At 68.4% G+C, this 24,885-nt stretch carries 22 protein-coding genes, 1 tRNA gene and 1 pseudogene; 13 read left to right on the top strand and 11 right to left on the bottom strand.

The window, feature by feature from the left end; all coding sequences use genetic code 11:
- Positions 1-426: 426 nt before the first annotated feature.
- Positions 427-588, bottom strand: coding sequence for a hypothetical protein (locus Asi03nite_RS18785; protein ID WP_203681386.1), 162 nt, complete (start codon positions 586-588; stop codon positions 427-429).
- 749 nt (positions 589-1,337) lie between these two features.
- On the opposite strand from Asi03nite_RS18785, the gene Asi03nite_RS18790 reads away from it, so the two are divergent.
- The gene (locus tag Asi03nite_RS18790; protein ID WP_239102770.1) at positions 1,338-2,267 is read left to right on the top strand and encodes a DUF5919 domain-containing protein; all 930 of its coding nucleotides are present in this window, start codon (positions 1,338-1,340) and stop codon (positions 2,265-2,267) included.
- The gene (locus Asi03nite_RS18795) at positions 2,264-3,091 is read left to right on the top strand and encodes an inositol monophosphatase family protein (RefSeq protein WP_203681388.1); all 828 of its coding nucleotides are present in this window, start codon (positions 2,264-2,266) and stop codon (positions 3,089-3,091) included. Before Asi03nite_RS18790 ends, Asi03nite_RS18795 begins: the two co-directional genes overlap by 4 nt.
- 116 nt (positions 3,092-3,207) lie before the next feature.
- On the opposite strand, the gene Asi03nite_RS18800 is transcribed toward Asi03nite_RS18795, so the two are convergent.
- The 4 genes from Asi03nite_RS18800 to Asi03nite_RS18815 form a co-directional block, all read right to left on the bottom strand.
- Positions 3,208-4,998, bottom strand: coding sequence for a hypothetical protein (locus Asi03nite_RS18800; protein WP_203681391.1), 1,791 nt, complete (start codon positions 4,996-4,998; stop codon positions 3,208-3,210).
- 515 nt (positions 4,999-5,513) lie between these two features.
- Positions 5,514-6,596: an LPO_1073/Vpar_1526 family protein gene (locus tag Asi03nite_RS18805; protein ID WP_203681393.1), complete on the bottom strand. Its 1,083-nt coding sequence runs from the start codon at positions 6,594-6,596 to the stop codon at positions 5,514-5,516.
- Positions 6,593-7,039: a hypothetical protein gene (locus Asi03nite_RS18810; RefSeq protein ID WP_239102771.1), complete on the bottom strand. Its 447-nt coding sequence runs from the start codon at positions 7,037-7,039 to the stop codon at positions 6,593-6,595. The genes Asi03nite_RS18805 and Asi03nite_RS18810 overlap by 4 nt, the downstream gene beginning before the upstream one ends.
- 1,069 nt (positions 7,040-8,108) lie before the next feature.
- Positions 8,109-8,600, bottom strand: a complete 492-nt coding sequence (locus tag Asi03nite_RS18815) for a YajQ family cyclic di-GMP-binding protein (RefSeq protein WP_203681395.1) — start codon at positions 8,598-8,600, stop codon at positions 8,109-8,111.
- A gap of 147 nt (positions 8,601-8,747) precedes the next feature.
- Here Asi03nite_RS18815 and Asi03nite_RS18820 point away from each other — a divergent pair.
- From Asi03nite_RS18820 to Asi03nite_RS18865, 11 genes and pseudogenes are all read left to right on the top strand, one after another.
- Positions 8,748-8,828: transfer RNA gene (locus Asi03nite_RS18820), tRNA-Tyr, on the top strand.
- 409 nt (positions 8,829-9,237) lie between these two features.
- The gene (locus Asi03nite_RS18825; protein ID WP_203681397.1) at positions 9,238-9,795 is read left to right on the top strand and encodes a Uma2 family endonuclease; all 558 of its coding nucleotides are present in this window, start codon (positions 9,238-9,240) and stop codon (positions 9,793-9,795) included.
- 362 nt (positions 9,796-10,157) lie between these two features.
- On the top strand, positions 10,158-11,489 hold the full coding sequence (locus Asi03nite_RS18830) for a hypothetical protein (RefSeq protein ID WP_203681399.1): 1,332 nt from the start codon (positions 10,158-10,160) through the stop codon (positions 11,487-11,489).
- Positions 11,490-11,864: 375 nt separating this feature from the next.
- Positions 11,865-12,770, top strand: coding sequence for a zinc metalloprotease HtpX (gene htpX / locus Asi03nite_RS18835; protein WP_203681401.1), 906 nt, complete (start codon positions 11,865-11,867; stop codon positions 12,768-12,770).
- A gap of 185 nt (positions 12,771-12,955) precedes the next feature.
- Positions 12,956-14,203, top strand: coding sequence for an MFS transporter (locus Asi03nite_RS18840; RefSeq protein ID WP_203681403.1), 1,248 nt, complete (start codon positions 12,956-12,958; stop codon positions 14,201-14,203).
- Positions 14,204-14,332: 129 nt separating this feature from the next.
- Complete coding sequence (locus Asi03nite_RS18845) at positions 14,333-14,809, top strand: DUF1707 SHOCT-like domain-containing protein (protein WP_203681405.1); 477 nt, start codon at positions 14,333-14,335, stop codon at positions 14,807-14,809.
- Between the two features lie 192 nt (positions 14,810-15,001).
- Positions 15,002-15,580 carry a TetR family transcriptional regulator gene (locus tag Asi03nite_RS18850; RefSeq protein WP_203681407.1) on the top strand — a complete coding sequence of 193 codons (579 nt, stop codon included), beginning with the start codon at positions 15,002-15,004 and terminating at the stop codon, positions 15,578-15,580.
- Entirely contained in the window at positions 15,577-16,584 is a 1,008-nt protein-coding gene (locus Asi03nite_RS18855; protein ID WP_203681409.1) for an LLM class flavin-dependent oxidoreductase, read from the top strand. Before Asi03nite_RS18850 ends, Asi03nite_RS18855 begins: the two co-directional genes overlap by 4 nt.
- Positions 16,585-16,957: 373 nt before the next feature.
- Positions 16,958-17,380 (top strand): annotated as a pseudogene (locus Asi03nite_RS38550) (GNAT family N-acetyltransferase); the annotation flags it as partial.
- A 78-nt stretch (positions 17,381-17,458) separates the two neighbouring features.
- Entirely contained in the window at positions 17,459-18,076 is a 618-nt protein-coding gene (locus Asi03nite_RS37935; RefSeq protein WP_239102777.1) for an MOSC domain-containing protein, read from the top strand.
- A gap of 12 nt (positions 18,077-18,088) precedes the next feature.
- On the top strand, positions 18,089-18,385 hold the full coding sequence (locus Asi03nite_RS18865; protein WP_203681413.1) for a GNAT family N-acetyltransferase: 297 nt from the start codon (positions 18,089-18,091) through the stop codon (positions 18,383-18,385).
- 7 nt (positions 18,386-18,392) lie between these two features.
- On the opposite strand, the gene Asi03nite_RS18870 is transcribed toward Asi03nite_RS18865, so the two are convergent.
- The 6 genes from Asi03nite_RS18870 to Asi03nite_RS18895 are packed head-to-tail and all read right to left on the bottom strand — an operon-like array spanning position 18,393 to position 24,783.
- Positions 18,393-19,847 (bottom strand): NADH-quinone oxidoreductase subunit N, encoded by a 1,455-nt coding sequence (locus Asi03nite_RS18870; protein ID WP_203681415.1) that lies wholly within the window; start codon positions 19,845-19,847, stop codon positions 18,393-18,395.
- Positions 19,844-21,367: a complex I subunit 4 family protein gene (locus Asi03nite_RS18875; RefSeq protein WP_203681417.1), complete on the bottom strand. Its 1,524-nt coding sequence runs from the start codon at positions 21,365-21,367 to the stop codon at positions 19,844-19,846. Before Asi03nite_RS18875 ends, Asi03nite_RS18870 begins: the two co-directional genes overlap by 4 nt.
- Positions 21,367-23,283 (bottom strand): NADH-quinone oxidoreductase subunit 5 family protein, encoded by a 1,917-nt coding sequence (locus Asi03nite_RS18880; protein WP_203681419.1) that lies wholly within the window; start codon positions 23,281-23,283, stop codon positions 21,367-21,369. Before Asi03nite_RS18880 ends, Asi03nite_RS18875 begins: the two co-directional genes overlap by 1 nt.
- Positions 23,280-23,639 carry an NADH-quinone oxidoreductase subunit NuoK gene (gene nuoK / locus Asi03nite_RS18885; protein WP_203681421.1) on the bottom strand — a complete coding sequence of 120 codons (360 nt, stop codon included), beginning with the start codon at positions 23,637-23,639 and terminating at the stop codon, positions 23,280-23,282. Before nuoK ends, Asi03nite_RS18880 begins: the two co-directional genes overlap by 4 nt.
- Positions 23,639-24,187: an NADH-quinone oxidoreductase subunit J family protein gene (locus Asi03nite_RS18890; protein ID WP_203681423.1), complete on the bottom strand. Its 549-nt coding sequence runs from the start codon at positions 24,185-24,187 to the stop codon at positions 23,639-23,641. The genes nuoK and Asi03nite_RS18890 overlap by 1 nt, the downstream gene beginning before the upstream one ends.
- Complete coding sequence (locus tag Asi03nite_RS18895; protein ID WP_203681425.1) at positions 24,184-24,783, bottom strand: NuoI/complex I 23 kDa subunit family protein; 600 nt, start codon at positions 24,781-24,783, stop codon at positions 24,184-24,186. The genes Asi03nite_RS18890 and Asi03nite_RS18895 overlap by 4 nt, the downstream gene beginning before the upstream one ends.
- Positions 24,784-24,885: the final 102 nt, after the last annotated feature.

The raw sequence follows: 24,885 nt of genomic DNA on the forward strand, positions 1-24,885 counted from the left end.
GGCCGCCTCACCGTCAAGGACACCAGGCACATCGAAGCCTCGGCGCCGGCTCAGGACCGCCGGCATGGTCATAGATCGAGTCTCCGGAGGTCCGAGCGCGTAACCCACCTGTTGACCGCTCGGAGCTGTTGTTGGCGCAGCTCGATGAGGCGGGCGAGCTGGTCGAGGTCGACGGCGATCAGAGGAGGCTCACCCAAGCGGTCATGGACGGCGTAGAAGGAGCCCTCTGGCACTTCGACATAGCGCACCCACCGCTTGCGAGGTGTGTGCAAGATCTGCCAACCCGGGTAGCGGCCCTCCAAGGCGAGCTGCGCCTGAAACCGGCCCTGTAGCTCTTGACTATCCGGCCACGGGTCACCGGTCATCGCGAATCGCTCGGCGACACGCAGCGCCTACCCGTGACCTCGGCGATCGTCGAGGCCGCTGTCATTCCGACTCGCCGCTCGCGCTCAGAATCCGCTGGATCGCTTCCAAACGGGTGAACTGACCGAGCGGCGTGCCGGGAGTCAGCGGCCCGGTCCGCAGGTAGGCCCGCCACTTGTCGGCCCGGCCGTACATCCAGCCCAGGACTACACCTTTGTACGTCACAGCCACTCCACCGAGTGATGTCCGGGAGAGCGCGACGCCGGAAGGAATGTCCGGCGATGCGGGGACCTCATCGCCCGCCAGCCGGCTCACGCGATCCGCCGCTCGGGCTCACCGGACCGAACGCGGGCGCGATACTCCTGCGCCGGCGTAAGGTTCCCAGCCCGACCTACCTGCGGCATCGCCCTAGTAGGCGCAGCCCATCCCGGCATGTTCGGCTGGGGCCGGCTCCGAATGGCCGCCAACGTCAACTCCAGACACGGCCACGGCAGACCGCAGGTACACCGCGCCCGACGGAGCCACCTCCGCTTAGCTTGCCTGTGCCGCATCTCGACTCCCAGCCGATCGATCAACAGGACAGCCACCACCACGGGCCAGCACGGACCCACCGGCAACGAGCAGCGGCAGAACGGCGATTCCTCGGGCAGCGCGGTCGGCCACGCCGGTTCCCGATCAGGCGGCCCGTCGCGGTCGCCTCGGCGAGCAGTCAGGGCAAGCACGCCGCACGAGCCGCACGACGGACTCGCCAACTCGCAAGGAACGACGCTGCGACGCCAACCGCCAGTTGCGTCCTTCACACGACCGGCACGCCCCCGAGGAATTCGCCATGTGCTGATCGTGGTCGCGCGACAGCGTCTAACCCATCACACGCGGTAGTCCATCAAGGAGTAACTTCTATCCGGCAACCGGATATCAGGCCACGGGCCGCTATCCGGTATGCGGATACACCCGAGCGACCAGGGGAGGCGCCCTTGAGCACGCGGGCAGCGACAACGTTCGCCGTACCGGAGCATCTATGGGAAACGGACGGGATGCTCGACGCCTTGGCCGCTCGCGACATCGCTCAGGTGTTTCGCCTGATCCAGCGCGAGACCCGGGTCAGCCAGACCCACCTTGGCGTCGCCACCGGCCTCAGCCAGGCCCAGGTCAGCGAGATCATCGGCGGAGGCCGCCGGGTCAGCAGCATCGACGTCCTGACCAGGATCTCCACCGGGTTGTGCATGCCCAGCGAGGCCCGCGTGGTGCTGCTGCTCGGCGACCGCAGCCACGGCATCGCGCCCACCACGACACCATCCGGCGACGTGATAGCGGCCCAGCCCGCGCCGTATGCACAGGCCCTCGCTGAGGAAGCCCAGGCCGAGCGGTACGCCGACGTGGAAGCGGTCTACCCCAGCCGGTCGGAGTTCACCTCCAAGATGCCGCCGCACGCCCTGTTCGACTGCGCCACCGACATCCGCGCCGTCGGGCTATCCCTCAACCTGATCTGCCAGCAGTACGCCGACAGCCAGCTCGCCCAGCTCGTCGCGAACGGCGCCCGCCTCCGCCTGTTGTTCCTCGATCCGGCCGGCGGCGCGATGCGTCAGCGCGAGATCGAGGAAGACATGACCGCGGGCAATCTCGGCGCCCTCACGACGCTCAACCTGCAAGGCCTGCTCCGCGTCCGCGACCGACTCCCGGCCGACATTCGGGACCGCATCGAGGTAGCGACCTACGACCAGACCATCCGTGTCAACATCACCTTGATCAACGACTCGCTCTGCATCGCGCAGCAGTACCTACCGCACGCCCGAGGCGTCGAGTCGCCGACGATGGTGATCCGGAAGCGGTGGCCGGCCGCAGGGCTGTACCACGTATTCGAGCGCACCTTTGACGAGCTTTGGAGCGGTGGCCAGCCCCGATGACCGACTACGCCGGCCTACTCCCGATCGCCCACCAGGCCGTCGACCTGGCCCGCGACATCATGCGCACCATGCAGCCCGGCGCCCTGACGGCCAAGGGCGACCGCGACATGGCTTCTGAGGTCGACTACGCCATCGAAGAGCAGGTGCGGGCCTTCCTGGCCGAGCAGACCCCGGACATCGGTTTCCTCGGTGAAGAGAACGGCACCACGGGAACCTCGGACGGTCTGATGTGGGCGCTTGATCCCGTCGATGGCACCGTCAACTTCGTCCACGGCTCACCGCTGTGCGCCATCTCGCTGGGCCTAATTGCCGACAACCAGGCCGTGCTTGGCGTTATCGACTTGCCTTTTCTTGGCTCTCGTTACTCCGCGGCGGAGGGCAGCGGTGCCGAGGCCAACGGCAAGCCCATCAAAGCCACCACGACCAGGGCGGTCGGCGAAGCCGTTGTAGCCATCGGCGACTACGCCGTAGGCGAGGACTCCGAAGAGAAGAACCTAGACAGGTTCGCCCTGACTCAGAGACTCGCCACCACCATGCAGCGTGTCCGTATGCACGGCTCCGCCGCTATCGACCTCGCCTGGCTCGCTGAGGGAAGGGTCGATGCAGTGGTGATGCTTGCCAACAAGCCGTGGGACACCGCAGCTGGCGTCATCATCGCTCGGGAAGCCGGCGCAGTGGTTGCCGACCGCGATGGGTCACCCCACAGCATCGGATCAACCGCGACCATCGCAACCAACGGGGGATTGCTTCCCTCGCTTCTTGACCTCGTCAGTGAACCGGTCCGCAGTCATCACGAAGCGAAAACCCACGCGGCTACTCCCTAACCGAGTTGCCGCGTCCAGGCGGTGGCCCGGCATGGCCATGCCCGGTGACCGGAACGACTCCACTCGGACTGCGGTGATGCCTTTGCACCGCTCAGGAGGCGTTCACCAAGGTCTCGTTAGTGTTCACCAATGAACAGTTGCGGTACATGCGCGCGCTCCGGATCGCCGAAAAGCTTGCGAAGATTTGCACGATCCTCTGCGGGGCCAATCAAATCCGCACGTTCAATCTTTGCCTTCCGCAATGTCCATGCGAAATATAGGAACCTTTGATACTCTCGCTCACGCCCGGGCTTATCAAAGTCAAACCAGCTAACAATAGTCCCCATAAGCACGGCGAGAGATGTCGAACGGTGCCCGACTACGGCTACCGCCTCTTTAGCAAGTAGGAGTGCCATCCAGTTAAGCGCATTCCCTCTTCCGGTATGCAGATAGTCCTCTATCCGCTTGTCCGGAAGCTGAAGTTCCGCCAGAAGTTCGCGGGCGCCAAACCACTTTCCGCCTGCTCGAAAATGGGCGAGTTCTCCTAGGGCTCGGTTGAGGGCGGAAAGCCGGCGAAGCCCTGCCTCCTCAAGCCAGTCGCGCGGCATGGTGGATGCGGACTCCTCCAGATACCTTGCCTTTTCTGGCTTCATCCTCCACGTGCGAACGCGAGCAGTCTGTTCGAGCACAATTCGCAGCATGGACATGGCGCGATCATCATCCTCAAGCCATAGCCAGTATGCCGATCTTAATGCTGATGCTGCGAGGGCAAGGCTCGTGGAAATCTCGCCACTTTCCCACTGGCTAGCGATAGAAGCCATCTCTGACGAGATGATGTAGTGGTTCTCTCGATGAAGCAAATAATCCAGGTTAAGCTTTCCCCAACGCACCTTTTCGCGCTTCAATGCTTCGACTGCGCCGAAAGCGGCACGTGCCCTAGTTTCAATGAAGCAGATATCAAGTAGCTCGCCATCGTTGTAAAGGCGACCTGCGGGACGTTCTCCTCCGAGGATAGCGTCGACGATATGCTGTGCCGTTGCAAGATTTCTTAAGACTTCGGGTCTCAAACCAGTATGCGGCACCAGCGGATAGATCGAGTATCGCGGCGGAGGATTCTGACCCGCCGGAATGCCGTGAGGCAATAGATCGATAGAGCGCTCGATTCGTAGCTTTCCGGATTCATGCGCATGAGATGCCACGCACACACGGAGCCATGTGATAACGAGTGCGCATGCTTCCGCGATAAGCCGATAGGCTCCGCTCACCTCTGCGTGCGTGAACCCTTCGGGCGCTAGCAATTGGCGTGCATCCCACGCCAGCGCCTGAGGGTACAAGCGTCCATGCAAGAACTCACTCAGGTCAGAAAAGAGTCGAGCTGGCGATCGGGTCGAGATGAAATCAGGGTAAGTCCCCGAACTCGTCTTAGATGGCATTCTCCAGGCCCGCGCCGGTGCGATGCTCCAAACGCGTGCGATAAATTGTGCTCGATCCTCGCCAGCTTTCTGGTGCTTTCCTGAGTTGAATGCAAGATTTTCGGTCCACCGCTCAATCTGCTGACGAATCAACATTGCCGCGCCGACAAGCTGCCCGGCGTAGGCGAGTCTGGCGGTTGCCATCACGCTGTCAATTCCCCATGCAAGATGTTCCGCCCACGTGGCCCCCATATCGGCAGGCATTCGGTCACGCGAGCCTCCCAATCGGCGAATCGCGAGACGCAAGCTTGCAGCTGGCCCGATAGCGGCTCGGAGGACTACAAATCCGTTTGAGTTCAGCTGCGGCAGCGTCATCATCCGCATATTGTGTCGCGCGACGAGCGCGACCTTTACCTCTGTCGCATTAGGCAACTTTTCATATGCATCGATCGTTGGCGGAACCTGGCGTCCCCGAGCATCCGCCAGTCCGGATTCAATAACTTCCTTATATTGCATACGGATCCTTCGTCGCGCCGCTCGCCTTCGACTCGCCCGCCCCATCTTTTTTTACCTCTCATGTAAAGTCATGCAATAGTGCATGTGAGGCGAGGAAAGTTGCAAGTGTTTTCAATCGCCGAGGGCTCCGCAAGCAGCCAAATGTGACTAGATCGGGGCAAGAGCAAAGTTCGTAAGTTGGAGCTGCTCGACGCGGAGGCCGCGGAGGACCGTTGCTTGCTTGAAGGTCAAGTAACCGACTCCGGCAATTTGATGACGATCATTTCCCAATATATGGGAGTTGCGCACGGGATGACCGCACTCCTGGCGACAGCATGGGTCTAGCCCCATCTGATGCTTGACGTTTCCGACCCAGGTGATCCTTCACGGGTGATCTATGACAAGCACGGCGGACGTCACACCGCGTGATCCAGGCGTGCAACTCCGGTCGTTGGCTCATGCTGAGATCGGTGTAGGTCACTTGGATTCGAGCAAAATTATTGGGGTGAATGCGCTCCTGCAAGCGACGGGGGCGGCTAGCTTTCGGATATCCAGATATCCAAGGGTGCGGCAAAGCCGGTCTTGAGTCGCAGATTCGTATAACCGATGGCGGTGCCCACGCTCGTTAATTCGGAGTGCTTCAAACTGCTATCATTCCACAAGGAGAAAGTCTCCTGCAGCGTGGGCTGCAACTCGATCATTTTAGCTTCCACTTCGGAATCGCTCAGAAGATTTGAGTGAAGAGCGTTCTTGATCGGCTCTTTTTGATCGGCCATATTCATATTGTCGAGGTACGCACTTAAAGACTCTTCATCAGAAATCGGGCAGTAGAGTAGGGCAGAGTCGTTTGGATCCTCCTTGAAAGCTGCAGCAATTTCAGGTCCGATCGAGTTTCGATCGAATCTTCGCGAGAAGACTCCGGGGTAATTTTGGGCTAACGAACGGCCCAGTCGCAATTGATTGATACTAATCGACAGACATCCCGCGTATGCAAGATGCTGCAAGGCCATCTCACTCGACGCTATAGGTCCCAAGGCCGCCCCGTATCGGGTCATGCTTAGCGCCAGGGTCGCAGCGGCGGATTCGATTGGTGGCGCAACAATACGCGTGTACCTGAGGGAGAAAATCAATGACAAAGAGTTGATCTGTGGAGCTGTGAGTTTCGGTATAGTTTGCAGCGATTCGTCCAAAATAACGCGCTTCAAAGAAGCTTTTTCCTCCTTCGATCGCTCGACAAGGACATTGACGAGCACTTCATCTAGATCCCGTTCCTCAGAGCAGGCGGCTGCTTCCTGCACCCTGTACAGGGACCTCTGCAGACCCGGTTGGCTGAAGTTCTTAACAGCCTCAGGGTACATTTCATGAAGCTTTCTTAAGAATTCATCGGTCACCTTTTCGGCGCGCTCCTGAGCCAACCCAATAGCGTCGCCCTTTAGTCTTTCGAAGTTGTCTTTAAATACGTCCATAGCAATGTTCCGCGCATCGCTATAGGAGATTCCGAACATCTGTTGAGAGACAATTATGGCGCCATCGCCAGTGGAGGCAACTCCACTAATATTTGCCGCGGCTACCGATCTGCCGCCTGAAGCATGCAGATTATCGGAGTTCGGTTCAATCATCGCTGAATCGACGCGTTATCGCCCGTGCTGGCGACGCCGGAATTGTGGCCAATCGCAATCGATCGCTCCCCGGCAGCCTCTACGCGTGTCGCAGATTCCGGAAGAAGTGCCAAAACATCGCGTGCAAGAGCGGGGTCGGCTGCCAACGCTTTTCGAATCTGTAGCCTCAACGCAGCTTCGCTATCCTCCTCGCCGGCAGCAGCATCGAGAATGGCACCTTCGATCACCTGTCGGGACTGCTCTCTGCCCAAGATTCGGTTCAACAGCCGATGCCCGACCCCCACTGTAGCGTTGGTTGCGCTATCCACCACCGCATCGCGTAATTTGTCCAGTGTTGTGGCTCCGTACGCAGACACCGCTGCCGTTACGTACGGCATCAACGCTGCAGCGGTCTGCGCAATATCAACGTCCATGAGTTCTATATATACCAGCCGCACATCCACTGGGAGCCACCAACCGGATGTGCCCAACGGTGGGCGGCGACTACTAATTCCCTAGGCTCCGAATCGTCAGATCCGCGATCAGGGCAGATCGCTCCACGCACTCACATGCCGCAATCAGCGCACTCTGCTCGTCCCTGAGCGTTAGGCATCTGAGCGTCACCGCGGACGATCATGTCAAGCGTCAAGTGGGACGCGAGTGTCAAGCATCAGCCGTGACGGGACACCGTGCGACAGCGTGACACTGCCGAATCGGCCTCTTCTGAATCAAGGCGCCGCGCAAGCGCGGCGCGGGCCGGTCGCGCTCGGCCTGCTGGCGGCCTTCGGCCGGCATCGGCCGGCGCGCCGGCCAGGGTGTCACGACGCCTGATCAGTCGTGGACAGCAAGGCGGAAGGCGTCGCCGCTCCTGCCTGGCTCCCACCCGGCTGCGAGAGCTGCTTGCACGCTCGTCTCCACAATTCGGGGCGTCACCGACCCGCCCGGCAGGCTGAACCAGTTGTCCGGCCTTAGTGACGTCGTCGCTACGACGAGAACCTGGCCCGGAGCGTCTGCCAGCTCGACGACAAAGGTCATCGGTGCTTGGGCGAGGCCTTCGTCGTACGTCGGCCGGGGTCGGATCGCCCAGCGGTACGAGGTGCCGTCCACCGTGATGAGGCGGCTGCCCTTCCGAGGCATGGCCATCGTTGAGGTCCTGTCGCTCAGAGCCAAATCAGGGTGTAGGTGGTCCAGGCCGCGACGATCGCTTCGGTGGTCCGGCGCCGCCGCGCTTCCGGCGATCGGCTGCCGCGCCGCTCCGCGGCTTGCCCCTGAGACAGGTGGGTCACGGCAGTCGGCGATCAGCGCGAGGAGAAGGCCGGCCGCAGAAGCGTCCTGAAGCTCGAAGCAGCCACGAACCGGCCGGGCCGCAGGGGATGGGTTCAGATCCGATGATCTCGGGGCGCTGGGGCCGCCCTGGGCCGTCTCTGGGCCGTCTGACGTTCCAAAACGTTGACCAAAGATGACCATGACCAACGGCGTTTACCCAGCTCAGCATGCATGGCCGGTCCTGTGATCAGGACCGGCCGAATGCCACTATCGGTAATTGGTGAACTGCAGGGCGACGCCGAAGTCCTCGGCCTTGAGCAGGGCGATCACGGCCTGCAGATCGTCCCGCTTCTTGCCGGTGACCCGGAGTTGGTCGCCCTGGATCTGGGCCTGCACACCCTTCGGCCCCTCGTCGCGGATCTTCTTGCTGATCGCCTTCGCCTTGTCGGACTCGATCCCCTCCACCACCTTGAGATCGATCTTGAACGTCTTGCCGGACTGCCGGGGCTCCCCCGCGTCCAGCGACTTCAGCGAGATGTTCCGCTTCACCAGCTTCTCCTTGAAGACGTCGAGCGCCGCGGTCGCCCGCTCCTCGGTCTCCGACGTGATGGTGAAGGCCTCGCCCGACTTGGCGAGCTCGGTGCCGGTGCCCCGGAAGTCGAACCGGGTGCTCAGCTCCTTCTCCGCCTGGTTGTAAGCGTTGTCGACCTCCTGCCGGTCGACCTTGCTGACGATGTCGAACGACGGGTTGGCTGCCATGATCAGACTCCTGCGGCTGGATGCGTGTCGATGTCGCGGCGGGCCGGTCACGGCCCCGCGACATGCCGACCGTACCCGGTTGCGGGTGGGCCCCGCGGTACGGCTATGCTCATGACCGCTGCTGCGGGGAACCGCAGCAGTTGCCCAGGCGGGTTGCCCGAGCGGCCAATGGGAGCGGACTGTAAATCCGTCGCGAAAGCTACAGAGGTTCGAATCCTCTACCCGCCACAGGCAGGAAGAACGGCCCCGGAACCAGCGGAAACGCGGTCCGGGGCCGTTCTCGTTGTGATCTAGGCAGTCCGGCAAGATCCGGCCGTCTACGACCCTCCACGGGAACATAGCGGGAACACTTCCCCACTCGCTCCCCGGCTGGGTGAGCCTTCACCCAGCCCGCCGGAACCGCATCCTGCGTGCCGGCAGAAGCGACGCGGCTGAGGAAGTCAGTAAGTAGGTGAGCGCGTAGGCATGCATCCGATTCCGCAGGCGCATTGGGGCATCCGGGTGGCATGGCCAACGCTTCGGATCCCCTTCTACTCACGCCAGCCTGCCGCTTTCCAGGGACGCCGCGCCGACTGACGTGCCGTACCGTGGACGGAAGCACCCTTCTTATGAGCCGCTACTGGAGGTGACGTCGTCGATGAGCGTGGGAGTGGTTGACCACGTCGGTCCATGGACTGAGGACGAGTATTTTGCGCTCGGCGAGACGACGGACCGGATCGAGCTCATCGATGGGAGCCTGGTGGTGAGCCCCGCGCCGAGCATGAGCCATCAGCGCCTCTCCCGCCGACTGGCGAACGCGTTGGAGGAAGCCGCCGAGGCAGCCGGGCTCTTTGTCTATGAGGCGATCAACGTCCGACTGAACACCGGCCGGATCGTCATTCCCGACCTGGCTGTGGTGGATCAGGACGAGGAGGGCGTCACGGCAGACGCTTCCCGGGTGCTTCTGATCGGTGAGATCGTTTCGCCGAGCAACGCCGCCATGGACCGTGTGCTCAAGATGCAGCTCTACGCTGCTGCGGGCATCGGGTGGTACCTCCTCGTCGAGCACGAGGCGCCGGACTCGCTGACGCTACGTCTCAACCGTCTCGATGGCCAGCACTACGTCGAGGAAACCGTCGTGAAGACTGGCGCGAGCTTGACCTCCGAGTACCCGTTCCGGTTCGACCTCGACACGCGTTCGCTCGTTCGCCGCTGACAGCGCGGTTCACTCCCGCCGACACCACCTATTCGAGGGCAAGCCGCGAAGCGGCGCGGCAGCAACTTAGCCTCGCCCCGGGACCACCGGCACCCGACATGCGACCTCAGCGGTCGATATATGAGCAGTAAGGTCCCGCCGGGCAGGCTGGCGGTTCGCTCAGGTGGTGAACGGCGTCTTCTCTTGCATGGTGGCATCTCCTGGCAAACCTGCGTCAGGCCATGACCGGCGACCACCCGGACCTTCGGACCGCCGTGGAAACGATCTTCACGTTGGCTGGAGTCCGCCCTGCGGGAAGTGTCGTAGCCGGTCCGTATGATCGCGACCGCTCGATGTGAGCGACGTTCATGCGGGGAGGAAACATGAGATCAGCTCGGCTTGTCATGGCCGTGCTGGCGGCGCTGACGGTCTTCGCGGTCCCGGCGGCGGCGCAGGCCGCGGCCGGCCCGGAAATTCAGTATGCGACCAGCGAGTTCGAGGGGAACACCGGCGTCCTGCTCGTCGGCATCCGGTCCGCCGACGGGGTGTCGAAGGTGCACGCCGACGTCAAGGACAACACCGGCAAGGTCATCGCCTCCAGCGACTCGTTCTGGCGCTACCGCGGCCAGCCCGAGGACGAGACCCAGGTCTGGGCCACGCAGGAAGCGTTCGTCCTGCCCCAGATGGGTTACTACCCGGTCGACGTGCAGGTGACCGACACCAACGGCGTCACCACCAGCGTGACGAATGCCGGGGATCTGGCCTACGTGGTCGTGACGTACATCGACTCGGTCACGGTCAAACCGGCCACGGCGACTTACGAGAAGCGGTCGGTCACCGTGACCGGCGTGCTCAAAGGCCGCCAGCCCGGCACGATGGAGATCCGGCGGGTGGCCGGCGCGCCCATCTCGCTGCTGAGCAGCGACTGGCAGGAGGCGACCACCGGCGCGGACGGCAAGTTCACCGCCACGGTGCCGATCGTCGACAGCGACCGCAACATCTTCATCAACTACTCGTACGACCAGGCGCACCCGTACCACCTGTCGTCGTCCTACGACACGCCCGTCGTCTCGATCAAGCCGCGCGCGACCAAGGTGACCGCGACGGTCTCGGCCAGGAAGGTGAAGGCCGGCGAGTCGGTCACCGTCTCCGGGACGGCCACGTGGAACACCCCGGACGGGTGGGCGCCGGTCTCCACCGGCCGGGTCAACGTGCTCTCGTGCAACGCCCAGGACTACTGCACCTACCTCGAAGGCGTGCCGGTCGCCGCCGACGGCACCTACACGCTGACCGCGACGCCGTATTCGAGCACCATTCTGCGCGCCTCCTACTCCGCGCCGGACCGCCCGGACGGCTACCCGGACCCGTACGTGGCCCGCAGTCAGCGCGACGTGCCGATCGCCGTGCTCCAGCCGTCGTCGATCTCGGACTTCACGGCCTCGCGGGAGGCGAGCGGCGCGGTGCACCTGCACGGCCACGTCCAGTTCCCGGGGAGCATGACGCCGGGGACCATTCCGGTCGAGTTCCAGTTCTCCGAGACCGGCGCCGGCGACTGGCTCACCGTCGGTGACGACGACCAGTCGTACTGGGACGGCACCGGCTACGAGTTCGAGGGCCGGCTGACCGAGGGCCGTCCCGGCTGGTGGCGAGCGCGGTACCCGGGTGACCCGGCCAACTTCCAGGCCGCGGCGAGCAAGAAGATCTTCGTGCAGTGACCGTCGGGGTCCCCGGGACGACCGGGGACCCACTTTCCACGGCGTGCGACTCGCAGCGACCGCCGGCCTACAGCCGAGGCTCCACGGCTGGGCCTGATAGGCCCGGTCAGCAGCCCCGACGCGCCAGCTGGGATCCGGCTGCCGGACGCCTGGGGTCTGGGAGGGGGCACATCCGGGGCCGGCCGAAGCCGGGAACCGAGGGGTGCCGGACGTGCCGGGGCTGCGCGAGATGCCGAGGGTTGAAGGGGCGCCGGGGATGCCGCCGGTCGGGGGCGTTTCCAGAGGTGGTGGGGGGTGGTTCAGGGAATTCACAGCGTCTCCGTGGATGAACGCGCAGTAATCTCGCGTTCTCTTGGGTGCGGGCCACGAACCCGCATGCCGAAGGAGTCGAACGTGCACAGCCATCACAACGGACTCAAGACGGCCGCCCTGCTCGGGCTGCTCACCGGCCTGATCCTGGCCGTGGGCTACTGGCTCGGCGGCAGTACCGGGCTGGTCATCGCGGTGATCTTCTCGCTGGTGACCAACGCGGTCAGCTACTTCTACTCGGACCGGATCGCGCTGCGGGCGATGGGCGCGCAGCCGGTCGGCGAGGCCGAGTTCCCGGCGCTGTACCAGATCGTGCGGGAGCTGGCGCAGCGGGCGGGACAGCCGATGCCGAGGCTGTACGTCTCGCCGTCGATGCAGCCGAACGCCTTCGCCACCGGACGCGACCCGGAGCACGCGGCGGTCGCGGTCACCGTCGGCATCACCCGCCTCCTGGACGCGCGTGAGCTGCGCGGGGTGATCGGGCACGAGCTGTCGCACGTCTACAACCGGGACATCCTGATCTCCAGCGTGGCGGGCGCGCTCGCCGGGATCGTCACGATGCTCGCCCAGTTGGCGATCTTCCTGCCGTTCGGCGGGTCGGACGACGAGGATTCGCCGAACCCGGCCTCGCTCCTGCTGATGCTGATCCTCGGCCCGCTGGCCGCGTCCATCATCCAGCTGGCGATCAGCCGCAACCGGGAGTTCCAGGCGGACGCCTCCGGGGCCACGCTCACCGGGGACCCGCTCGCGCTGGCCAGCGCGCTGGAGAAGATCCATCTCGGTACGCAGCGGGCACCGCTGCCGGCCGACGGTCAGCTCACCAGCGCGGCGCATCTGATGATCGCCAACCCGTTCCGGGCGCAGGGCCTGGCGGCGTTGTTCTCCACCCACCCGCCGATGGCCGAGCGGATCCGGCGGCTGCGCGAGCAGGCGTCGCTGACGGGCGGGGCGTTCCGACCGTACCTGGGCTGATCCACCCGTACCACCGAAAGAGCCGGCGGCCGCGCAGCAAGCGCGGCCGCCGCTCGCTGTCCGGGAAAGGCCAGTGAGACGCGCGACAGCGGCGATTTTTTCCGGGGGTGTCGCGACCGAGGGGAGTTAGCGTCGGAAAGCGATCTGGTCGTTACATCGAAACATCGGACAGGGAGGTCCCGCCTGTGACCGCGTTGCGTCAGTACCTTGGCGTGTGGCAGCTACCGGGCGGGCGGACCCTGCTGGTCGTCGGGATTCTGGCCCGGCTCGGCATCGGCATGACGCCACTCGGCCTGCTGCTGCTGGTCGAGCAGGCCACCGGGCGGTATGCGGCGGCCGGGCTGGCCGGCGGTGTCTACGCGCTGGCCGGGGCGGCGCTGAGCCCGGTCGCGGGACGGCTCGCCGACCGGATCGGGCCGGCGCCGATCCTGTTCGCCACCGCGGTGCTGCACCCGCTGGCGCTGGGCGGGCTGCTGCTGGCCAGCCGGGGCGGGGAGAGCGCGCTGGAGTGGATCTTCGTGGCCTCGGCCGCGGCCGGCGCGACGTATCCTCCGCTGACCGCGGCGATCCGGCGCGCCTGGAACGACATGACCTCGGCCGGCAGCGGGCAGCACGGCCTGCGGGCCGCCGCGATGGCCGCCGAGACCTCGCTCTTCGAGCTGGTCTTCGTGCTCGGGCCGATGCTGGTGGCGGCGTTCCTGGTGGTCACCGGGGAGCCGGCCACGGCGCTGGCCTGCTCGGCGGTGGCGACGCTGTTCGGCACGGCGTCGATCGCCCGGCTGCCGGTGATGCGGCACCGCGGCGCCCCTCACCCGGACCACGCGGCCCGCGGGCTCGGCCCGCTGCGCGCCGGCGGTTTCCCGGCGCTGCTGCTCTGCGTCAGCGCTCTCGGCGTCGCGTTCGGCGCGGCCGGCGTGATCGTGCCGGCCTACGCCGAGCAGCACGGCGGGGGTGAGGCGCTCGGCGGGGTGCTGCTCGGCGTCTGGGGTGTGGGCAGCGCGATCGGCGGCATCTGGTTCGGCACGCGCCGGCCGGCGATGGCGTTGAGCCGGCAGTTCGCCTGGCTGCTGGGCGCGGTGTCGGTGAGCTTCCTGATCCTGGCGCTGATGCCCGGCCCGCTGCACCTGGGCGTCGCTCTGGTGCTCGGCGGCGCGACCATCGCGCCCGCGCTGACCGTGGAGAACAACCTGGTCGGGCGGTTGGCGCCGGCCGGGATGCTGAACGAGGCGTACACCTGGATGGTCACCGTGTCGGTCTCCGGCAGCGCCGCCGGCGGCGCGCTGGCCGGGGTGATCGTGGACCAGCCGGGCGGTCTGCCGTGGTCGTTCGTCTTCGCCGGCGGCGTCCTGCTGCTGGCCGCGGCGGTCGCCGCGATCCCGCAGGGTTCGATGGCCCGGGCCGACCGCCGGGCCGCGGAGGAGCTGGTCGCTTAGGGGATTTCCGCTTCGGTACGGGGTGCGAGCCGCCCCGGCGCTTCGTGTCGGATGAGCACCGGCACCACCGGGTTGCGATGTTTGGATAGCCTGACGCCCAGACCCGGCGTACGCGAAGGAGCCCCGGTCATGGCGAGAGATGTCACCGGCCCCAGTCGGCGCTCCGAGCCGCTCGAGACGCTGCGGGCGGCCGACGCCGATCGTCAGCAGATCGCCGACCAGCTCAAGGGCGCGCTCGACGAGGGCCGGCTGTCCCTGCACGAGTACGACGAGCGGGTCGCCGGGGCGTACGCCGCCCGGACGTACGCGGAACTGCTTGTTCTGGTGCAGGATCTGCCCCGGCCCGGCATGAGCGCCGCCCAGGTCCACGCGCGGCAGGCGGCCGAGGCTCGCAAGGCCGCCCGGCGCCTGCCTGTCGCGCTGGTGGTGTTGTGGACCGTCTGGGCGTCGCTGGCCGCGGTGAACCTGGTGGTGTACGTGCTGGTCCGGGAGACCGTGGACGACTGGGTCTACCCGTGGCCGGCCTGGATGCTGGTGCCCGGCGCGGCCCTCGCCGCGGTGACGGCCGGCGTCCAGGTGATCCGGCACCAGCAGCGACGCCCCTGACCCCGGCCGCGCGAATCATCTCCCCGAGGCCGCTGGCCCCGCCCGGGGGTGCCCCTGGCGCCGGCCGGCAGCCGGAGGTCCCTCGGCCCCGTTGAGGGGCACGCCGCCGGGGGTCGGCTGGCGAGCGAAGACCTGTGGGCCGGGGAGCGAGGGTAACTTGCACTGAGTGCACGTCGCGCTAGTGTCGGTAGGGTGCGACAACGCAGCCCCGAGACCTGGCGCCTGATCCGCGACTCCGCCCTCGGGCTGATGGCCGAGCGCGGCTTCGACGCGGTGTCGGTGGACGACATCGTGGCCGCCGCCGGCATCTCGCGACGGACCTACTTCAACTACTTCGCGGGCAAGGAGTCGGTGCTCTTCGACCCCGACCCGGACGACCCCGCGCTGTGGGCCGAGCTGACCGCCGGGCGACCGGCCGGCGAGCCGCTGTGGGACGCGCTCCACCAGCTGATCCGGGAACACACGACGGCCACCGCGGAAAGAATGGTTCGCCAGCGGCGGGTGCTGCGGGCCTCCCCTGAGCTGGCGGTCTGCTCCCGGGACGTCTGCGACCGGTTCTGGGACGCCGTCCACCGGTGGGCGCAGCAGCGCGCGGACGACGCCACCCCGCTGCAGCTGGAACTCCTGATCAACACCGCTCGCACGGTGCTCAACACGGTGCTGCCGCGCTGGGACGCGGAGACCGGCATCGCCGGCCTGCACCGCCTGATCGACGAGGGCTTCGCCGACCTGCGAGTCCTCCTGCAATCTCCGGAATGGACGATGTCATGACCCGTGTACCGCTTTCCGTGCTGGACCTGGCCACTGTTCGCGAAGGGCATGGCAGCGGTGACGCGCTGCGCGGCACGATCGAGATCGCCAAGGCGGCCGACGAGCTGGGCTACGCCCGGTTCTGGGTGGCCGAGCACCACAACATGCCGGCCGTCGCGTCGACCAACCCGCCGGTGCTGATCGGGGCGGTGGCGGCGCAGACCGGGCGGATCAAGGTGGGTTCCGGCGGGGTGATGCTGCCGAACCACATGCCGTTCGTCGTGGCCGAGCAGTTCGCGCTGCTGGAGGCGCTCTACCCGGGCCGCGTGGACCTGGGCATCGGGCGGGCGCCCGGAACCGATCAGGCGACGGCGGCGGCGTTGCGCGGGGTCTCGCCCTATCTCACCGTGGAGCAGTTCCCGGAGCACCTGCAGACGGTCCTCGGGCTGCTCGGGGACGGGCGGGCGGCCGGCAAGGCGGGGCGGCTGCACGCCACGCCGGCTCCCGAGTCGTACCCCGAGGTGTGGATCCTCGGATCGTCCACCTACGGCGCGCAGCTGGCAGCGACGCTGGGCCTGCCCTTCTGCTACGCGTATCACTTCGCGATCGCGTCCGACGTGGACAGCGCCCTGCGGCTGTACCGCTCCGGGTTCCAGCCGTCCGAGCGGTTCCCGGAGCCGCACGTGATGGTGAGCGCCTCGGTGATCGCGGCGGAGACCACCGAGGAGGCGCGGTACCTGGCCGGCCCGAGCCGGATCATGGCGCTGAGCCTGCGCACCGGGCGGCTCGGGCCGATCGTCTCGCCGGAGGCCGCGGCGGAGCGGCAGCTGTCCGATCTGGATCTGCAGATGCTGGACTCGCTGCCGGGCACGCAGTACGCGGGGACCGTGGACGAGGTGGTTGCCGGGCTGGACGCGCTGGTCGAGCGGACCGGGGCGAACGAGCTGATCCTGGCCGGCACCGTCTACGACCCGGCGACGCGGCGGGACAGCCTGGCGCGAATTGCGAAGGCGTGGGGACTGTGACCGGCTCTACGATGACCCGATGTCCTGGGAAATCACCTCCGACCTGGAACGGTTCGCCTCGGTCACCGGGGAGTTCCTCCGGTCGTCGCCGGTCCGGCACACCGTTTTCCTCACGCTGATCGACAACCTGCGCTTGCGAGGACCGCGGGCGTACGGGCCCGCCGATCCGTACTTCGGCTGGTGGACCGGGCCGGACGGGGTGGTGGCCGGAGTGCTCCTGCAGACTCCCCCACATCCGGTGCTGTTCAGCGCGCTGCCCCCGGAGGCGGTGCGGGCCGCGCCGGCGGCCCTCCGGGACCGGCCGATCGGCGGCATCAACATGCTGGCCGGCGACGTCCCCGCGTTCGCCGGCTCCCGGGAGACGGTCCCCGGCATGCGGACCCGGCTGCACCGCCTGGAGCGGCTGGATCCGCCGACGCCGCCGGGCGCCGCGCGGGCCGCCACCGAGCACGACCGGGGCCTGCTGATCGAGTGGCTGGAGGCGTTCTCCGCATTCATCGGCGAGGCGCGGCCGGACGTCGCCGCGGTCGTCGACGATCACCTCGCGCACTCCGGCATCACCCTGTGGACCGACGGCGGCGTTCCGGTCGCGATGGCCACCCGCAGCCGGCCGCTCGCCGGGATGGCCCGCATCCTGCACGTCTGGACGCCGCCCGGACTGCGCCGCCGTGGATACGCCGGCGGAGCCACCGCGGCCGCCACCCGGGCCGCGCTCGACGACGGCGCCACCGAGGTCGTGCTCTACACCGACCTGGACAACCCGACCAGCAACGCCCTCTACCACCGTCTGGGCTACCGGCCGGTCGAGGACCGCGCCGTGGTCACCTTCCCGGCGGTCGCGCGGTCGGTGAACGTGGGCTCGTCCGAGCCCGGCATGGGCAAGGACGTCGCGACCACCGGGATCATCAAAAGGCCGGTCTCCGAGCCGGTGCAGGTGCGCGCGCCCGGCCCGAAGACCACCGGGCTGCACAGCGGCGTGGTCGGCGACCACATCGGCGACACCCGGCACCACGGCGGGGACGACCAGGCGGTCTACGCGTACGGCGCCGAGGACTACGCGTGGTGGTCCGCCGAGCTGGGCCGGGACCTGCCGCCCGGGATGTTCGGCGAGAACCTGACGACCTCCGGGCTGGACCTGGTCGGCGGGGTGATCGGCGAGAAGTGGCGGTTCGGGTCCGGCCTGGTGCTGCAGGTCACGTTCGGGCGGATCCCGTGCCTGACGTTCCAGAACCGGATGGGCGAGCGGCATTGGTTGAAGCGGTTCGCCCTGGCCAACCGCACCGGGGCGTACCTGCGCGTGGTCACCCCCGGCGCCCTGGTCCCGGGCGACCGGATCACCGTGGTGGACCGGCCGGCGCACGGCCTGACGCTGGCCGAGTCCTACGAGATCTACATGCACGACCGCGCTCGGATGGCGCGGCTGCTCGACGCGCCGGAGCTGCCGCCGTCGCTGATCGCCGACGTCCGGGAGCAGCTGGCGAAGCTCGGGTGATTGGATGGCCGGATGGAGATCGTGGATGTGCCGGACAAGGGCCGTTTCGAGGCCCGGGACGAGGCCGGCGTCCTGGCCGGGGTGCTGACCTACCAGATGACCGGGCCGATCGTGGTGTACACGCACACCGAGGTGGACCCGGAGTTCGAGGGGCAGGGCGTGGGGTCGGCGCTGGTCCGGTTCGCGATGCAGGACGCCCGCGCGAAGTCCCGCACGGTGGTCCCGATGTGCCCGTTCGTCTCCGGCTGGCTGGACCAGCACGCCGAGTTCGAGTCCCTGGTCGCCCGCAACACCCGCCGGGTCAGATGACCACCGCTCAGGTGAGGGCGTCGAAGAGCAACTGCGGGGCGAACCCGAGGACCACCGCCACGGCGACCGCGACGGCCAGCGTCGCGGCCACCGGGCGGGCGACCGGGAGTCGCGGGTGCAGGGCCGCGTCCAGCAGGACCGGATCGGCGACGCTGAACCCGATCCGCGGCGGCAGCGAGTAGAGGGACGCGGCCACCCGGACGTAGTAGGCCAGCGCGATCACCGCGTTCAGCACCACGACCGCGGCCAGCCAGGCCCAGTCGTGTTGGACCAGGGTGTTCACCACGGACAGTTTGGCGAAGAGGCCGGCCAGGCCGGGCGGCAGACCGGCCAGGCCGGCCAGTGACAGCACCAGGGCGGCGCCCAGCCACGGGCTCCGGCGGGCGGCGCCGCGGTAGTCCAGCAGCGGGCCGCCGTCGGCGCCGGGCGCGCGCAGGGCGACCACCACACCGAAGGCGATGAACTCCAGGACCATGAAGAAGACGGCGTAGGCCAGCGCGGCGGGAATGCCGGGCGCCCCCAGGGCCAGGGCGGCCAGGATGTAGCCGGCCTGCGCGATCGAGGACCAGGCCAGCAGCCGGACCATCCGGGTCTGGCGCAGGGCGACCAGGTTGCCGATGGTCATGGTCAGCACGGCGAGGACGGCCAGCACGGCCCGGGCGTCCAGGTGGGCGACGACCGCGGCCAGGGCCAGGACGCCACCGAGCTTGGAGGCGGTGGAGAGGTAGGCCGCGATCGGGATCGGGGCGCCGTCGTACGTGGCCGGGGCCCAGGCATGCAGCGGGACCGCGGCGACCTTGAAGGCCAGACCGATCACCAGCAGGGCGACGCCGACGCCGGCCAGCGGGGCGAACGGGCCGCTCGCCCCGCGCAGCAGGGCCAGGTGCAGGGTGCCGGTGGCGGCGTAGTTCAACGCCGCGCCGAGCAGCGCGACCGCCGTGGAGATCACGCTGACCAGGAAGAACGTCAGCGAGGCGGAGGCGCCGGCGGTGGTGGCCCGCTCGCCGGGGGCGAATCGGCGCAGGCCGGCCAGCACGTACAGCGGGAGGGTGAGCGTCTCCAGGCCGACGATCAGGGTGATCAGGTCGCCGGCGTAGGCGATCGTCACGCCGCCGGTCATCGAGCACGCCAGCAGGAAGCAGAACTCACCGGCCGGGGCCAGGCCCAGGCGCAGCGCCGGCACGGAGAAGCCGAGCACCCCGACGGTCAGGGCGGCGAACAGGACGGCGGTGACCGCGGCCGGCCAGGTCGGCACCCAGGAGCAGGCGCCGGTGGTGCAGAACGTGCCAGGCGCGGGGCCGACGGCCAGCGCCAGGACCGCCGTCGCCAGTCCGCCGAGCGCCGTGACCGCCAGGACCGCTGTGCGCCGGGCGACGAACAGGTCGGCCAGGAGGGCGAGGATCGCGGTGCTGGCCGCCGCGTACAGCGGGAGCAGGGCGAAGTGGTTGACCGGCTGGCTCACGGGTGGCCTCCGAGGAGGGTGGTCAGCGGACGCGCGGTCCCGGCCAGGACGAGCGCCGGGAGCACGCCGACCGCCAGGGTCAGCAGGATCAGCGGGGTCCAGGCGAACCACTCGGCGGCGGCGATCGTGGGGCGCAGCGAATGCACCGTGGGCGTGGTGGGGCCGTGCGTCAGCCGGCGCAGCAGGCGCACGAAGTACGCGGCGGTCAGGGCGCCGCCGATCGCGGCGACCACCGCCAGCGTCGACCAGAGCGGGCCGCCCCGGTGGACCGCGGCGACGACCGCGAACGCCTCGCCCCAGAACCCGGCCAGACCGGGCAGGCCGAGCGAGGCGAACGCGGCGAACGCGAACAGGCCGGCCAGCCGGGGCGCGGTCTCCCGCAGGCCGCTGAGCTGGTCCAGCGACCCCGTGCCGGCACGGTCCTTGATCGTCCCGGCCAGGAAGAACAGCAGACCGGTGATCAGGCCGTGCGCGACGTTGCCGAGCAGGGCGGCCTGCAGGCCGGTGACGGTCAGCGTGGCGATGCCGAGCAGCACGAAGCCCATGTGGCCGACGCTGGAGTAGGCGATCAGCCGCTTCAGCTCGCGCTGCCGCAGGCAGATCAGCGAACCGGCGATGATCGCGATCACGGCGAGGATGCCCAGCGCCGGGGCGGCCCAGGCGGCGCCGTCCGGGGCGACGCCGACACCGATCCGGATCAGGCCGTAGGTGCCCATCTTGAGCAGGACGCCGGCCAGGATCACCGAGCCGACCGTCGGCGCCTCGGTGTGCGCGTCGGGCAGCCAGGTGTGCAGCGGCCAGAGCGGCGCCTTCACCGCGAACGCGACAGCGAGCAGGGCGAACACCACGCACTGGGTGGTCCGGGTGAGGGTGGACGCGCCGGTCAGGCCGATCAGGTCGCCGGTGCCGGCCTTCGTCACCACCAGCACCACGCCGAGCAGCAGCAGAACCGAGCCGAGCAGCGTGTAGAGCACGAACTTCCGGGCCGCCGCCCGGCGTCCGGGGCCGCCCCAGCCGGTGATCACCGCGTACATCGGCAGCAGGACGACCTCGAAGAACACGAAGAACAGGATCAGGTCCAGCGCCAGGAACGTGCCCAGCACGCCGACTTCCAGGACCAGGAGCAACGCCGAGAGGGTACGGCCGGAGCCGGAACCCCTGGGCACCTTGCGCACCGTGTACGCGCAGCAGAGCAGCGTGAGCAGCCCGGTCAGCACCACCAAGGGGTAGGAGACCCCGTCCACCCCGACGTGGAAACGCAACCCGAGCGCCGGCACCCAGGGCAGATCCAGGTCCACCCAGGGCGTCACCGGCGCGCCGGGGCGGCTCCCCGGACGGCCGGCGAGGACCGGGAGGACGGTCAGCACGAACGTGACCGCCGCGAAGATCATGGCGACGATCCGGGCCTGCCGGTCGCGGCGGGCGGGGAGCACGGCGACCACCGCCGCGCCCACGGCGGGGACCGCGAGAAGCGCGACGAGCAGCGCCTGCGCCGTCGGGGAGGTCCCGGAGACAGACATCAGGCCAGAGCTCCCAACCACGCGACGACGCCGAGGATCAGCGCCCCGAACAGGACCAGCGCCGCGGCGCCGGACAGGGTGGCCCGGTGCGCGCCGGCGAAGAGGCCGCCCAGGCCACGGGTCGCGCGACCGGCGCCCTGCACGGCCGCGTCCACGACCCGCTCGTCGGTGGCGGTGGCGACGCGGGCGAGCGCCTTCACCGGCCGTACGACGATCAGGCCTTGGATGTGGTCCAGATGGAACCCGGAAGCGAACAGCGGCCCGGCCCGGCCGAGCGCGACGGCCGGGTCCACGCCCGGCACCGCCCACCAGAGCCACCAGGCTGTCCCGGCGCCGGTCGCGAGCAGCAGCAACGGCAGCAGGACGGCGACGCCCAGGTGCGGGTCCGTCAGCTCCAGGGCGTGCCGGAAACCGGGGGCGAAGGCGGCCAGGCCGAGCAACGCGGCCGGGACCGCGAGCAGCAGGATCGGCCAGCGCATCAGCGGCGGCGGATCGTGCGGCACGGCCGGCCCGCGGTACCGGGCGTCGTCGAAGCCGATCTCCCAGTCCGGGCCGGCCGGGCCGTACGCCCGGGAAGGTCCGAAGAACGCCCGCAGCAGCAGCCGGGTCGCGTACCAGGCGGTGACGCCGACCCCGAGCAGCGCCGCGACCCAGACCAGCCAGGCGGCCCAGGCCGGCACCGTCTCGCCGCCGTCGGTGGCGTGCGCGGCAGCGGTCAGCACGTTCTCCTTGGACCAGAAACCGGCAAGGGGCGGCACCCCGGCGAGCGCGCCCAGGCCGATCACGAACGACCAGAAGGTGGCAGGCATGTGCTCGCGCAGCCCACCCATCCGGGACAGGTGATTGGTGCCCACCGCGTGGATCACCGCGCCCGCCGCGAGGAACAGCAGCGCCTTGAACGCGGCGTGGGTCAGCAGGTGGAACAGCGCGGCGGCGGGCGAGCCGACGGCCAGCGCGCCGGTCATGTAGCCGATCTGCGAGACCGTGGACCAGGCCAGCACCCGCTTCAGGTCGTCCTGGGCGGTCGCGGACAGCGCGCCGAGCAGGATGGTGATCGCCGCCATCAGCGCCAGCGCCGCCAGCGCGGCCGGCGACCGCTGGAACAGCGGGAAGGTGCGGAAGACCAGGTAGACGCCGGCGGCGACCATGGTCGCGGCGTGGATCAGCGCGGAGATCGGCGTGGGGCCGGCCATCGCGTCCGGCAACCAGGTGTGCAGCGGGAACTGCGCGCTCTTGCCCGCCACCCCGGCCAGGAGCAGCAGCAACGCGGCGGTCAAGGCGCCCCTGGAGTAGTCGTGGGCCAGGACGCCGCTGAGCCGCGACGTGCCGGCCTCCGCGATCAGGAACGCGATGCCGAGCAGGAAGCCGACGTCACCCACCCGGGTGACCAGGAACGCCTTCGCCGCGGCGGCCGGCGCCTCGGGCAGCCGGCGGTCGTGGCCGATCAGCAGGTACGAGCAGGCGCCCATCACCTCCCAGCCGATCAGCAGGCCGATCAGGTCGCCGGACGTCACCACCAGCAGCATCGCGCCGGTGAAGAGACTGACCTGGGCGGCGTAGGGCGCGTAGCGGGGATCGTCGTGCAGGTAGGTGACCGAGTAGACCTGCACGCACAGGGCCACCGCGCAGACCGCGAGCGCCACGTAGAGCGCGGCCGGGCCGGCCGAGAAGGCCAGCGTGACCTCGATGCCGCCCAGGTTCGCCCAGCCGGTGCCGGCCTCCAGCGGCGCGCCGCGGCTCGTGCTGAGCACGAGCAGCACGATCGCGTCGATCAGCGCGAGCGCCGCTCCGGCGATGCCGATAGCGGCGGCGGCCCGCCGCGGTCCGCCGTCCGCCGGCCGCAGCGTCAGGCCGAGCAGGCCCAGGATCAGGGGTACGCCGGGAAGCAGCGTCCCGAACACGCCGGCGGCCGTCACTCCTGCACCTCGTCCGCCAGCGGCACCTCGTCGATCGCCACGGCCTTCCGCATCCGGTAGTACTGCAGGACGATGGCCAGGCCGACGCCCACCTCGGCGGCGGCCAGCACGATCACGAAGAGCGCGAACACGCCGCCCGAGCCGGCCTGCGAGTTCGGGTTGGCCCACGCCTCGCCGGGGACGCCCACGAGCGCCGAGCGCACCGCGACGTCCGCGGTGACCAGGATCAGGTTCACCGCGTTCAGCATCAGCTCGACGGCCATCAGCACCAGGATCGCGTTGCGGCGGCGGATGACGCCGTGGACGCCCAGGCCGAAGAGGGCGGCGGCGACGACGTACGGAATCGTCACGTGCATCAGGCCGGCACCTCCTCGTCCGCTTCCTCCGGGGTCTGCTCCGGCGCGCGGCGGGCGCCGATGTCGGGACGGGACAGCACGATCGCGCCGACCAGCGCGGAGAGCAGCAGGATGGAGAGCACCTCGAAGGGCAGCACCCAGGTGCCGAAGATCTCCCCGCCGATCCGCTCGGCGGTGCCCGGGTCGGCTCGCGGGTACTCGATCCAGCGGAACGCGTCGGCGAACAGGGCGGCCAGGCCGAACCCGACACCGGCGCCGATCAGGGCGGACGGGCCGGCCGGGCGGTCCAGGCCGGCGCTCGCTCCGATCGGGGCGCGGGTCAGCATCACCGCGAACAGCAACAGCACGACGACAGCGCCGACGTAGACCAGGACCTGCACCCAGGCGACCAGCTCGGCGCCGAGAACCAGGTACAGACCGGCGGTCGCGCCCAGGCTGACCACCAGGTACAGGCCGGAGCGGACCAGGTGGGCGCTGGTGACCACCAGGGTGCCGGAGCCGACGGCGACGGCGCCCAGGGCGATCATGAGGACGTCCGCGACCGTCACTTGTCGCTCTCCTGGCGCGGCTCCCGGCGTACCGCCGCGGGTCTTGCGGTCTTCGCGGCGGTGGCCGCGCCCGGACCGGCGGCCTTGCGCGCCGCTGTCGCCTCCTCCTTGGAGGGCTCGCCGAGCACGTCGTGCGCCGGCGGCGGAGGCACCGTGCGCATCCACTCGCCCAGCCGGTCCTTGTCGTGCAGCAGCGAGAGGACGTCGGTCTCCGCGTACTCGAACTCGGGCGTCCAGTGCAGCGCGTCGAACGGGCAGACCTCGACGCAGATCCCGCAGTACATGCAGAGGGCGTAGTCGATGTCGAAACGGTCCAGCACGTTGCGCTGCCGGGCGCGCGCGGCGCCCGGGACAACGACCTCCTCCTTGTGCGAGTCGATGTAGATGCACCAGTCCGGGCACTCCCGGGCGCACAGCATGCAGACCGTGCAGTTCTCCTCGAGCAGCGCGATCACGCCACGGGAGCGTGGCGGGAGCTCCGGCTCGACGTCCGGGTACTGCTGGGTGGTGGTCTTCCTGGTCATCGTCCTGAGCGTGACGGCAAGGCCATTGATCAGACCCTTGCCGGGCAGGCCGCGCTCACCGTCATCAGTCACAAGGGCATATCCTGCCCGCTTCGTTCGAGTGACGCGAGGTCGACCCGGCCGTATCTTGGAGTAGCGTTCGCCCGCGGGTGTCGTCACCACCCCTCCCCGAGG

The organism is Actinoplanes siamensis (genome assembly GCF_016862395.1).
Lineage (GTDB): Bacteria > Actinomycetota > Actinomycetes > Mycobacteriales > Micromonosporaceae > Actinoplanes > Actinoplanes siamensis.